Annotated in this window: 8 protein-coding genes and 3 pseudogenes; 6 read left to right on the top strand and 5 right to left on the bottom strand. The window is 40.6% G+C overall.

Going from position 1 to position 13046, the window contains the following annotated elements:
• The first annotated feature begins 408 nt into the window (after window positions 1-408).
• Both V7L20_RS20735 and V7L20_RS20740 read left to right on the top strand, forming a co-directional pair.
• Complete coding sequence (locus tag V7L20_RS20735) at window positions 409-969, top strand: chemotaxis protein CheB (protein WP_334745894.1); 561 nt, start codon at window positions 409-411, stop codon at window positions 967-969.
• 16 nt (window positions 970-985) lie between these two features.
• Window positions 986-3031: a hybrid sensor histidine kinase/response regulator gene (locus tag V7L20_RS20740; protein WP_334745895.1), complete on the top strand. Its 2046-nt coding sequence runs from the start codon at window positions 986-988 to the stop codon at window positions 3029-3031.
• Between the two features lie 77 nt (window positions 3032-3108).
• Here V7L20_RS20740 and V7L20_RS20745 read toward each other — a convergent pair whose 3' ends face one another.
• Complete coding sequence (locus V7L20_RS20745) at window positions 3109-3474, bottom strand: DUF2237 family protein (RefSeq protein WP_334745896.1); 366 nt, start codon at window positions 3472-3474, stop codon at window positions 3109-3111.
• Between the two features lie 417 nt (window positions 3475-3891).
• Here V7L20_RS20745 and V7L20_RS20750 point away from each other — a divergent pair.
• The 4 genes and pseudogenes from V7L20_RS20750 to hsdR all read left to right on the top strand — a co-directional run.
• Window positions 3892-4359: pseudogene (locus tag V7L20_RS20750) on the top strand (IS701 family transposase); the annotation flags it as partial.
• Between the two features lie 142 nt (window positions 4360-4501).
• On the top strand, window positions 4502-5113 hold the full coding sequence (locus tag V7L20_RS20755; protein ID WP_334746042.1) for a restriction endonuclease subunit S: 612 nt from the start codon (window positions 4502-4504) through the stop codon (window positions 5111-5113).
• The gene (locus V7L20_RS20760; RefSeq protein WP_334745897.1) at window positions 5058-5570 is read left to right on the top strand and encodes a hypothetical protein; all 513 of its coding nucleotides are present in this window, start codon (window positions 5058-5060) and stop codon (window positions 5568-5570) included. The genes V7L20_RS20755 and V7L20_RS20760 overlap by 56 nt, the downstream gene beginning before the upstream one ends.
• A pseudogene (hsdR, locus tag V7L20_RS32785) lies at window positions 5542-7224 on the top strand (EcoAI/FtnUII family type I restriction enzme subunit R); the annotation flags it as partial. The gene V7L20_RS20760 and the pseudogene hsdR, both read left to right, overlap by 29 nt.
• Before the next feature lie 55 nt (window positions 7225-7279).
• On the opposite strand, the gene V7L20_RS20780 reads toward hsdR, so the two are convergent.
• The 4 genes and pseudogenes from V7L20_RS20780 to V7L20_RS20795 form a co-directional block, all read right to left on the bottom strand.
• Window positions 7280-8050 (bottom strand): hypothetical protein, encoded by a 771-nt coding sequence (locus V7L20_RS20780; RefSeq protein WP_334745899.1) that lies wholly within the window; start codon window positions 8048-8050, stop codon window positions 7280-7282.
• 27 nt (window positions 8051-8077) lie between these two features.
• A complete protein-coding gene (locus V7L20_RS20785) occupies window positions 8078-11485 on the bottom strand; it encodes a Hachiman antiphage defense system protein HamA (protein WP_334745900.1) in 3408 nt (1135 codons plus the stop codon).
• 227 nt (window positions 11486-11712) lie between these two features.
• Window positions 11713-11901: pseudogene (locus V7L20_RS20790) on the bottom strand (helix-turn-helix domain-containing protein); the annotation flags it as partial.
• A gap of 40 nt (window positions 11902-11941) precedes the next feature.
• On the bottom strand, window positions 11942-12973 hold the full coding sequence (locus V7L20_RS20795) for a hypothetical protein (RefSeq protein ID WP_334745901.1): 1032 nt from the start codon (window positions 12971-12973) through the stop codon (window positions 11942-11944).
• Window positions 12974-13046: the final 73 nt, after the last annotated feature.

The following is a 13046-nucleotide window of genomic DNA, read 5'->3' on the forward strand; positions in this document are numbered from 1 at the left end:
TGTAACAGCAATTTTTGATATAGCTAAACCAAATTGCTGTAGTTTGTTGATTTGCTTAACCTATCTTTTAGCTTAAGTAAATTTTTATGAATTGTCAAAACAATAATAATTAAAATTTTAAAAGTTAGCAATTATCAAAAAAACATTTTTATAATGTAGCGTTTTTAGCATTAAGTAAGTTTTGAAAAACCTCTAAATATAATATTTGTCTGTAAAGTATTTCACAATCAGAAAATTTTTAATTGTAATATAACTGACAAAATTATATACTATTCAAGAGTTGGGATAGAAGCAAATCAAGGTAAGTTAGTAGCTGTGGTGGAACTGGAGAATGCAGAAAGGTTTTTATAAAGCATTAAGTCACACTAAGATTCAAACCCACATTCTATAGATGTGAGGACTAAATAAGTGGCGTTTAAAATTGTGGTAATTGGTACTTCTTTGGGTGGATTATCAGCCTTAAAAATTCTCCTTGGTAATTTACCAGCAGACTTTCTAGTGCCGATCGCGATCGTGCAACACCGTCATAAGGAGTCTAACAACACACTTCAGGAGTTATTACAAGAATATACTTCATTGCCGATTCGTGAAGTGGAAGACAAAGACGAAATACTACCAGGACATATCTACATAGCTCCAGCAGATTATCACTTGTTGGTTGAAGCAGGTCATTTTGCTCTTTCGACTGATGAGCCTGTTTCTTATGCCAGACCATCTATCGATGTGCTATTTGAGTCAGCAGCCGATGTCTACAGTGAGGAAGTTATTGGTGTAATATTGACAGGAGCAAACCAAGATGGTATGCAAGGTCTAAAGAAAATAAAAGCGCGGGGAGGACTTACTATCGTACAAGAACCTGCCACAGCTCAGAGCGATGTTATGCCAGAAGCAGCAATTTCTGCTGTTGCAGTAGACTGGATTTTGACACTCTCAAACATTGCTTCCCAAATGGTCAAGCTTTGTGATTAATTACGGAAATAAACCCATGCAGATGGAACCCAAAGTAAACATCCTCCTAGTGGATGATAAACTAGAAAATTTGCTAGCACTAGAAGCAATTCTAGAAAAACTTGGAGAGAATCTGGTAAGAGCTACTTCTGGCGAAGAAGCTTTGAGGTGTCTGCTACATCAAGACTTTGCAGTGATTTTGCTAGATGTGCAAATGCCAGGGATGGATGGCTTTGAAACTGCAACTTTGATTCGCAATCGAGGGCGATCGCGTCACACTCCAATAATCTTTCTCACTGCCTTTAGCACCAGCGACCAAATGTTGTTTAAAGGTTATGCCTTGGGTGCAGTTGATTATTTACTCAAACCATTAGATCCCAATATTTTGACTTCTAAGGTAACAGTATTTGTAGAATTATTTAAGAAAACAGAAGCCGTCAAGCAACAAGCAGCGCAACTGGTAACTGTCAATGCAGAACTCAGGCAAAGCGAAGAACGATTGCGATCGCTAAGTACCTGTTCACCCGTTGGTATTTTTGAAATTGATACTGAAGGAGGATGTCGATATACTAATCCTCGTTATCAGATAATTTGTGGCTTGAAAGCGGCAGAGAGTTTACAAAAAAAATGGTTAGAATCTGTTCATCCAGAAGATAGAGAACGAGCAATCGCCAGTTGGTCTAACTACATTTGTGAAGGTCGTGATTACTCAGAAGAGTTTCGCTTTCAAACTGCTCATGGCATCGTCCGTTGGGTTCAAGTTCGCTCATCACCCATGCTTTCCGGTCAAGGAGAATTGCTGGGATATGTAGGTACTCTCGAAGATATTACTGAACGCAAACAAGCAGAAGAAGTCCGCGCCCAAGTGATTCGAGAACAGACAGCAAGAGTCGAAGCAGAAGCAGCAAATCGGATGAAAGATGAGTTTCTCGCCGTTCTCTCCCACGAACTCCGCACACCCCTAACCTCAATGCTGGGCTGGTCAAAAATTCTCCGCTCTAAGAAACTTGACGAAAAAGCCACTTCCCGCGCCCTCGAAGCCATTGAACGCAACGCCATATCTCAGATGCAACTAATAGAAGATATCTTAGACGTATCCCGGATTATCCGTGGTCAGTTGCGGTTAAATGTATCTGCGGTAAATCTGCTCACAGTAACGGAGGCAGCCTTAGAGGCAGTGCGTCCCCTAGCAGAACCAAAAGAGATAAAATTAAATACTGTTTTGGATACTTCGGTCGGGTCAGTTTATGGCGATCCAGCTCGTTTACAGCAAGTCGTCTGGAACCTACTAACTAATGCCATTAAGTTTACCCAGAAGGGTGGCAGGGTAGATGTGAATCTCTCAGTAGTCTGTGGTGAAGAACAACAAACAACTCACAAATACGCCCAAATTCAAGTTATCGATACAGGGATTGGCATCAGTTCTGAGTTTTTGCCCAAAGTATTTGAGCGTTTCCGGCAAGCAGACAGCACCACAACCCGATCACACAATGGACTAGGATTAGGACTAGCGATCGTTCGTCATTTAGTAGACCTGCACAAGGGTACAATAGTTGCGGAAAGTTTAGGCACTGGACAAGGAGCAACCTTTACTGTAAGGCTACCACTCCTACAAGACAATAAAGCTAGTAGGGGGAGTAGAGAAGCTACAGGAGAAATTTCTTCCTCTGTAGCATCGACACCCCTGGTTGGATTAAGAGTTTTAGTTGTAGATGATGAAGCAGACACCCGTAACTTTCTCAGTTTTATGTTTGAGGAATATGGGGCGTTTGCCACTGCGGTAGCATCAGTTGATGAAGCGTTAACAGTACTTGAACAAGCAAAACCAGATATTTTGATTAGCGACATCGGCATGTCAGAGCAAGATGGCTATACGCTGATTCGGAAACTGCGCTCTTTAGAACCAGAAAAAGGCGGACGTATCCCAGCGATCGCTTTAACAGCGTACACGCGAGAGGAAGACCGCCTAGAAGCGCTAAGAGCAGGGTTTCAGCAGCATTTATCTAAGCCAATTGACCCCAATAAATTGATTGCTATGGTTGCCGATGTATTAAAGCTACCTGTGGAAGTTCCAGTGGGTTGATTTGGAATTGGGGAATGGGGAGTGGGGGGACAAGAGGACAGAATAACTCAGCCTCAATGCCCTATGCCCAATCAAGACTAAGTTAAAGCATGTTTTTTCAATTCGTCTAAAGAAACCATTTCCAAAGCTCTAGCATGGGTTGCAGAGAGGATCACGGGTGGAGCAACGCCAGCATCAAGAGCTTCTTGCCAGCGAGAAGCACATAAACACCAGCGATCGCCAGGCTTTAGTCCAGGAAAATTAAAATCAGGGACAGGTGTACTCAGGTCGTTCCCTTGGGATTTGGTGAACTCCAGAAATTCTGATGTCACTTCGGCACATACGACGTGCGACCCGAAATCCTGACCACCGGTGCGACAAAAACCGTCGCGGTAAAACCCAGTTATGGGAGAAGTGCAGCAGACTTCTAAATTTCCACCTATTACGTTTTTAGCTTCTGTCATCGTTAATTCGTTGTACTTGATTTTTTCGCTTCCATATAAGCCTATATTGACACTTATCTAGTAAATTAAAATCGCTATCCCTCATTAATTCAGGAAAGCAGGGAATTCTAGAATCATTACTCATACATTGCTTTAAATGGTATAAGTACGATACTGACAAATAAAAAATGACCCTTGGTTTAAATAAACGACCTACCTACATTAAGCTAATGAAAGCATTTTTGCTTCGTCATATCAAGACTGAAGAGGAGTTATTTGCCACTCAAAAAATTATTAATTCTCTAATAGATAGCGCCCCACGAATCTTAGATGAAAAAGATTATTTTAATATTTTAGGCACTTAGGACTTACGCATTGACAAAGTAGTAAAAAAGTGGATTGATCAAAAGTATCATCTACTTAGCAGATAGTCAGATAATCAGAGAAATTAGCAAACCCTCGACAGCACAATGCAATCTGGAACACTACACCCTGTTTCTGCTATCAGAACCAAAACATGGGGGATGTAGTAGATTAGCAGAGATATTAGAAAACCTGTCACATGAGAGTGTGAACAGATTCTTGCTTAGAGAGAGATACGAACCGAAAGATTTATTCGATACAGTCAAGGAAATCATAAATATAGTAGGGGGGATTTTAAATGTTGATGATACAGTAGTAGAAAAATTGTCTATTGACCCAAACAATGCAGAATTAATCAGTTATTTTTGGTCCGGGAAACATCATAAGAGCATCAAAGGAATAAATTTAATCACGCTGTATTACAGTGATGTGCATGGGAATTCAGTACCAATAAATTAGAGAATATACGACAAAAAGGAGGGAAAGACTAAAAACGATTATTTCCAAGAAATGCTCAAGGAAGTAATGGTGGGGAATATTACACACCGCGTCCGTTGATTCGCGCAATGATTCGGGTGGTGAAGCCGAAGATTGGCGATCGCATTTACGATGGTGCTTGTTCCTTTATTACTTCTTGCGCACAAGATTTTTTGCCGACAAAATTAAAGAAACAGCTACAGGGACAATGGTTCGGCATACTGCTCCTAACAGGATATTGGCTAACAAAATTCTTGTTCCTTGTATCACTGAACAAAAGCGGATTGTGGCGATTTTGGATGAGACGTTTGAGGGGATTGATAGAGCGATCGCAAACACCGAAAAAAACCTCGCCAACTCCCGCGAACTATTTGAAAGCTATCTAAACGCCATCTTTACCCAGAAAGCCGACGGATGGGAAGAAAAGAAGTTAGAGGATATTTGCAGCATCACATCTAAACTCGTTGATCCTCGCCAACCAGATTTCCTTGATCTACCCCACGTTGGTGCAGGTAATATGATTTCCATGACTGGCGAACTAATAGAGGTTAAAACTGCAAGAGAAGAACAACTGAAATCTGGAAAATTTCTGTTTGATGAAACTATGGTTCTGTATAGTAAAATTCGCCCTTACTTGATGAAATCTTGTAGACCAGAATTTAGTGGGCTTTGTAGTGCAGATGTTTATCCATTACTACCTAATAATGGACAACTAAACCGAGATTTCTTATTCCATCTTCTAATGAGTCGAAATTTCACAAACTATGCAATGTCAAATTGTAGGTTCCCAAGCTTTTCCATCACAGACTTCCCTGAATGAAATTAAATCCCGTATTGTAGAAAAACTCGGATTCCGCGTAGACGTAACAGAATTAGCCCATCCCAATGGTCGAGTGTTAGTCTTTGAAATACCACCTCGTCCTTTAGGACAAGCATATACCTTTGATGGTGCATACTTGATGCGATCTGGTGAAGATTTACGCCCGATGACACCAGATGTACTCAAGAAAATTTTTGCAGAAGACCAACAAGATTGGTTTTGCCAACCTGCTCGATGTGACGCTAGCCCGGACGATGTAATCGCCCTCCTAGATAGCCAAACATACTTTGAACTGCTAAAAATTCCCTATCCAACTACCCGCGATGCTGTCCTAGAAAGATTGCAGAGCCAACAGTTAATTAAACCAACAGCACATGGTTGGACAATCACAAACCTAGCTGCGATCCTGTTGGCAAAAAAACTGGATTCGCAATATCTTAACCAATCAAGCCTATAACTCTTTCTCTGCCTTCCCCGATGATGCTCTTGTCCGCATCGACCCTGAAGCTATCAAAAAACGTGGTCGAGTTCCCAAAAATGGCAGTATCTTTTTTACGATTTTCCAGACTTTTATGACTGGACGGGACGAGGCTGGCAATCCTACGCCCAAATTCAGCGACTATCCCCCCAACTTCTTTGACTTCATCATCATTGATGAATGTCACCGAGGCGGAGCCAGTGACGAAAGCACATGGCGGGGCATTTTAGAATACTTTTCCCCAGCAGTACAACTGGGACTCACTGCTACTCCCAAACGAGAAAACAACGCAGACACTTACGCCTACTTCGGTGAGCCAGTTTATAAGTACGCCCTCAAAGACGGCATTAACGACGGGTTTCTTACTCCCTTTAAAGTCAGGCAAATCGAAACTACCCTAGATGAATATATTTACACCACCGAAGATGAATTAATCGAAGGTGCGGTAGACGAAGGCAGAACCTACACTGAAGCCGACTTCAACCGCATCATTGAAATTGCAGAGCGCGAACGTTACCGAGTGCAACTGTTCATGGAAGAAATTGACCAGAATCAAAAAACTTTGGTGTTTTGCGCCAACCAACCCCACGCTTTAGCTGTGCGGGATTTAATCAACCAAATGAAGATTAGCAGTAACCCTAATTACTGTGTCCGCGTTACCGCTGATGATGGGAAACTAGGCGAACAGCACCTCAGCACCTTTCAAGACAACGAGAAAACTATTCCCACCATTCTCACCACTTCTCAAAAGCTTTCCACTGGGGTTGATGCCCGAAACGTTCGTAACATTGTGCTGATGCGTCCCATCAACTCGATGATTGAATTTAAGCAAATAATTGGTCGCGGTCACTCGCCTATTTGAGGGGAAAGACTACTTCACTATTTATGATTTTGTCAAAGCTTACGAACACTTCAACGATCCTGAATGGGATGGCGAACCCCAAGAACCTGTAGTAATCAAAAAGCCTGGAGGTACAGATACAACCAAAGGTTTCATAAAAGACACTAACAAAGGTAGCGTGGAAACACCAGAAGAACGCCGCCCTCAAAAAATCAAAATCAAACTCGCTGATGGCAAAGAACGTTTCTTTCAGCATCAGATGTCTACCACCTTTTGGAGTCCAGACGGTAAACCCATGAGCGCTACAGAATTTGTGCAACGTCTGTTTGGTGAAATTCCTGAACTATTGATGAAAACGAATTAAGAGCAATCTGGAGTCGCCCTGACACCCGTAGAGCTTTATTAGAAGGGCTGGCAGAGAAAAGCTACGGGGAAGAACAACTCACAGAAATTAGCCGCCTAATTGATGCCGAGAAAAGCGATCTATATGATGTCCTAGCTTATATCGCCTATGCCTCTCCACCCATTAGCCGCCGAGAGCGTGTCCTAGCTCACAAGTCCTTAATCTTCTGGCAATATCTCGGCAAACAGCAAGAATTTCTCAATTTTGTACTGGAGCAATACATCAAAGCTGGGGTAGGAGAACTTGATCGCACTAAATTACCTCAACTGTTAGAGTTGAAATATCATACTGTTCGTGATGCCGTTGAAGAACTAGGAAGCGTTACGAATATCAGTGAAGTATTTATCGGGTTTCAGCAGTATTTGTATTCACAGGACAGAGCAGCTTAGTTGGGCAGATCGCTACAATTAAACACCGTTAATGTACTGAAATTTTGGCTGTTGACTATTGGAAATCAATTTGTTGCACAATTATATCTTGCATCTGTCTATTGAACTGCTTGAGTTTATCAATGTTTACTCCAGACAACTGCCAATATTTTTGATAATCATAGGTTGTAATCCACAAATGGTCATCAAACTCAATAATAAGCAGTTCGTCTAGCTCAATTGAGTCATCCATATTTAGAGAGTTGTCAACATCAATAAATGTACAATCAAAAGTTTTCTGGTTAGATTGTAGTGTTTGCTGTTTATTTTGGATATTATCAAAACACTCTTCTATTTTTCGACTACTTCCCGTATGCACTTGAAGAACTTCAACCCATTGTCCGAAGTCTAGATTGAACAGCCATTCCTTAAAAGTTGAATATTCTGTTTCAGGATGAATCATTTGATAAGCTTTGCTTATACTAATAGCAAACTGGCGGTCATATACGCCTAAACTCATTGCATAGACTGCTGCTGTAGTTGACACACCATGAGTTACAAATGAGGTTAGGTTATTGAAAACTTTAGGTGTTTTTTGACGATTCAGGTAAAAAGTAAGATGCCTGATAAGTGAGTTAAATCCCCAAGAAAAAGCATGAGTCACTTTCTCCAGTTTTTTGACAACAATTTCTGTTTTACCATCGAAATATAAATCGGCTAATTCTTTATATTCTTTACCCTGAAGCCATCCTATGAGTGGATCAATGCTGTCACGATTTAAACTTTCTGTTAGTTCTGGGAGTTTTTTAAATACATCATAAGAATCCTGCCAAAAAGTGATAGGCAAGTCATTTACATCTGTATAGCTATCAATTTATCCCACCAGTTTTTGTGCATAAGCTGTTATCACTTGATTACTAACTACGCTTAATCCTGTCAGGTTAAATAACTTACGCTGTTGAATATCTTTTACTTCATCTTTGAGCAAAATTGCTCTTGTTTTCAGTGCAGTCTTAAATGCAAACAATACATCCTCTATATTTAGAGACTGCACATGACACAGCAGCTTCTTAAAAATGAATTCAATTTTTTCCTCATCAACTTCATCAAGACAGGATTCTAGAATCCATGCTAGAAGTTGCGAATCTAAATAAGATAAAATTTCTCTCTGCTTCTTGCTTGCTAAAGTTTTCTTTTGCTGTGTCCAATTTTCATATTCATTACCAGCCTGTCTGAACTGGCTTGTTGAAGCCAATGCCCACAGTAAGAGAAAATCCTCAGTGGTCTCAAGCGAGAATAACCTAGACTGTGCTAAATGCCTTATACCCGAAACAATAAAACTTTCTGATACTTCTGTTGGCGCTTCCTGCTCAACCAGTTCTAAATCTTTCTTGTCACAAAAGATAATATGTCCTTCTGTCTCAGAGCCTGCCCGACCTGCACGCCCGACAGCATTGGCATACTGAGCCATGCTAATCTTATTGTGCATTGACAAAGAATGCACAATTACATTCTTGATTGGAAGATTAACGCCTTGTGACAACGTGGTTGTAGAAACAATGAGTGGAATGATGTTATCGCGCACTGCATTCTCGATACGCCGCCTAACAACATTAGGGAGTTCGGCATGGTGATAGCAAAATCCGAGAGTAACAGCTTTTACAAGTAAATGCTCAGAGCCAAGCAGTTCAGTACATTCATTTACAATTTGTTGTATTTCTGGTGAAACTGCTAAAGGCTGCTTTTGCAAAAGCGAGATTAAACACTCAGTAATAGTTTCAACAATTGGTTTGGTTGTTGTAAAAACTAAGGTAGAGCCAGTTTGCGTATAATATATAGCCAAATGCGCTGCAACAACAACACTTTGCTGATGAAATTTGCCATTTGGCTTCTTTATACTGCATCCTGATTTTAAGAAAGGCAATAGCACGAAGAAGTTATCAGATGGATAATCTCCCATTTGAGGCAAATAACAAACTTTTGCTCTTGTAGTTTGACTCCATTCAAAGAAGCCCAATCGTTGTTTTGTTGGTCTCCAATCTATTTTGACAACATTCTTTTCGTTTCCAGAGAGCCATTTAGCAAAATCACCAGCATTGTTAATAACCGCTGAAATTCCAATTACTCTAACGTGATTTTTTTCTGCAATAGCCAGTAATCTTGAGTAGATTAATTCCTGTCTAAGACTTCTAGGATTTGCAGCAGCTGAATCATGGGCTTCATCAATGATAAGAAGTGCGAGCTTACTTTTAAACTCTTCGCTGTTCCAGGTGAGCAAATCTAATTTTTCAGGAGTTAAAACAAACACCTGGTTATCTTTTAGAATATCCTCTTCCAATTGGCTAAAATCATACCCGCCATAGAGGATAGAAACATTTATATTAACACGGGATAAGCTTATCGATAAGCTACTTTCTACCTCATACGCCAAAGCTCTTGTCGGAACAACGTAAGCACAAACTTTATCCGGCTTATCCTTCAAGGAATGGTAAATTGCCAGTTCAACCGTTTTAGTCTTACCTGCACTTGTTGGCATAGCAATAACGAGAGATTTATCCTCTAGTAAACCCTCCTGCAAAGCTTTCTGCTGTGATTTCCACATTGACATCATAGGAAACTTACCAAGTGTGGACAGAAAGCGCAGGTAAAGCTTCCATTCGTCGTTCATATCATCAACATAAGCACTAACAAGCTTTTGTGTTGAATGCTCGATTAAACTTTGTAAATATTTGCCAATAGAGTTGAGCAGAACGTAGGAGCGATAATCACAGACTGTTGCATATTGTCTGCCTGCCGCTATTGTCAGTTTGAGGATTTCTGCTTGAAGTGCTTCATTACCTGTACGCAGGTATTGAGTAAGATTTGCGAAGGCTTTTGCTGTTAACCAGTCACCAATATCGGCGATTTTAGTAGACACCAAATCCATCCATTCTTCTTCTTCGTGTGGATAATTATTTGGCTCTAATTCCTTCTGAGCGAAGTTGAAAAAGAATTGTGCCAAGGCATCTTGTAATTGACTGATTTCACCAGTCAGCAAATGGATCAGTAAAATTCTTGGGGTATTTGAAAGCAAGGCATCTTTAATATCTTGCTGATGCATAATTTTTGATACTAAGACTTTGGCATTTGCGTTATACCCTGCAATACTATACAATAATGCACTTGTAACAAGATTTTCTACAGCAATAGAAGCTTGACCATCTTCAAGTCTTAGAATCGCCAATCTCTCATGAATAACGGCAGATTCTTTGAGTACTTGTTCTGCTTCTTGGGAACCGTCTGTCAACAAGTTATAGCCTGTTAGTGCTAGAAAATTAGCTGCTTTTTCTAATTTACGAGGGTCATATCTATAGGAAATAAACCTTCTTTGTTCATTTTTTAGTTCGACTGTTAAAGCATCTGATGCTAATTGATTGTGTTCGCTTTTGAAATCAGAGTTACTCAGTAACTTCTTAACTTCTATTAATTCATCTATATTTACAGAAGGAAGCGACAGTTTTGAGGGTTCTTTATTTTGACTGGATACTAATTCTTTCTGATACGCTATCCAGTTGGGAATGAGAAACGCGTTGACAGTTAAAGGAATTGTAATACCTTCGATAACATCGTCAAAATATTTATCTTTCCACTTTTCTTCTTGAGTCACAATAACAGCAAGGTATTCTGTGTAGTATGAGTACGTGTAAGGATCATTAAATCGCTTAACAAGTTTTGCTTCGTTATATCGTCCTGCCGTTCTGAGAACATTGATAATGAAATCCAAAAGCGTAACTGAGCCTTCCTGAACTTTAAACAAACCAGCACTGGCATCCTTAACAGCTTGCTTTGGATTACTACCGTAATTTTTAAATTCTCCAACCAGTAATGCTTTCGGTATTCCATCCGCATTAAACTTCAATCCAAGTACATCATCCCCATGCATTGGCATTTTTCTGTTAGGGGAAAAGCGGAGCTTAAAAACGGGAATTTGATAACCTGTGCAACCTAATATATAAGAAGAGGCAATTGCTTCACCAATAGTACCATTCCACGTTTTAACCTGACCTTCAGTCATTTGGTGAAGGTCTTTAATAACGGACTTTAATCCATCTTCTTTCAAATTCTCCAGTTCTTCAATGATGCCTTGTGGATGCTGACAGAAATAGGGAATTATCAATTTTAAGTGGCGCAGAAACGTTTCAACGTCCTTGAGGGTTACTTTTTGCCTTTCAAAATCTTTGCCAACAGGCTTGGCACAAGAGACTAAAACTAGGTTATCAGTGAAGTCTTGTAGAAAGGGCATTTTGGGGTAATAAATAACTTTGGCTAGTACACCTATTTAGGTAGTAACATTAATTACTGCTAAATGTCAGCTCAATAACGTCAGTTTGGATAAAGGCGATTTCCCCTGCTATTTCTACAAATAAATTGGGTTTTAGCCAACCATATAATCAATGTCTCAGCTTATCCCGAACTGAGGTTATCCCCTAATTTTTAATGAATGCGATTAAAACTTCCAACATCCTGAAATCACGCCACTTCGACGCTAGAAACTACCTCACCATCGTCATCATTGGGTACATATTCCAAAAGCTCCCCAGGTTGACAATCCAATGCCTTACAGAACTTGTCTATATCTTGTATTGTCAAACACGCTTCTTTCTCTGCATTTTTGGGGCGTTCCTGAACATTTGCCCCTGTATAACCACTTTCATGACAAACTTTTTGCTTTTGTGATCGCCGTCAAACTCACGTTGTTTTAACTCGTCTCTTGAATTTGCAGACGTACAGTGTGTTCAGTCGCACCACTTAATTGCAATTCCATGATTTCACCACCCAGAGGTTCCAAGCAAGTGAGGAGGGATCGCAAGTTGGGTGTACTTGCACCTGTATCTACATATAATCGATCTGCTAAATTACCGATTCGTTTCCAAGTCATGTACAATTTAGCGATCGTTTGTTCAATTTGCGATGCTTGATTTACCAAATCAGCAGCAATGCTCAAACAGCCGACTCTTTGTGCTTCTTCTAAGGCTGTTTCAATATCAATATTTTCCTGCGTCAGCGCCTGAACTTGAGCCGCACCTTTGAGATATTTGGCCAAGTTACGCGCTTCATTAGTTACCTGTTTCAGGGTATCCACATCAGGATTAGCAGCAATTTCCTTTTGGATAAACTTTTGGTGCGATTCTGGCAGTTTTTCCATTTCCTTCACTAGTGGGGCAATGTAGCGCGGGGGAAGGGTGTTATCTGCTGCTTTTTCTTTGACTGCTTCGGGTAATAAATCTGAGGACATGGCTGTCCATTCATCATTGAGTTGGCGCACTTCCCGCCTGGTGATGCGATCGCCTTTTTGTGCAGCTTCACTCACCATTTGTTGGACTTCGGGTACTGCTTTGGAGGTTTCAACAAAAGCCCGTTTGCTAAAGTTGTTCACAGTTCCGGGATCAAGTTTACCGTCTTCGATAAGAGTATCGGCACTATTTGCCAGTTGAATCCAGGAGTATGCTTGACTTTTGCTGATTTCCCGTTCTTTTAGCCATCGCAGAAAGCCAGTACCGCGTCCGTCACCACCGACTTTCTCTCTGTCGCGGATCGCCCGTAAAATTCGCCCCCGCCAGATTTCAGTTTGCAAATCAAAGCGATCGCATACCTGCCAAGCTACTTCTAGCTGCTGTTGAAAATCTGACTCTAGAATCTGTTCATCTTCTGGATCGGGCAGTTCAAAGCTAATATCTGCTGGCTGTAGTAAAGCAGCAGCAAGGTTGTTGATGGAGTCGGTGTCTTGCACGATTGATGACTAACTAGTGGATGCGATCGGCTTATTATGCCATAATCTGTGGACTCTCACTTAAGGGGGAGTA

Source organism: Nostoc sp., from assembly GCF_036916735.1.
In the GTDB taxonomy this organism is placed as follows: domain Bacteria; phylum Cyanobacteriota; class Cyanobacteriia; order Cyanobacteriales; family Nostocaceae; genus Nostoc.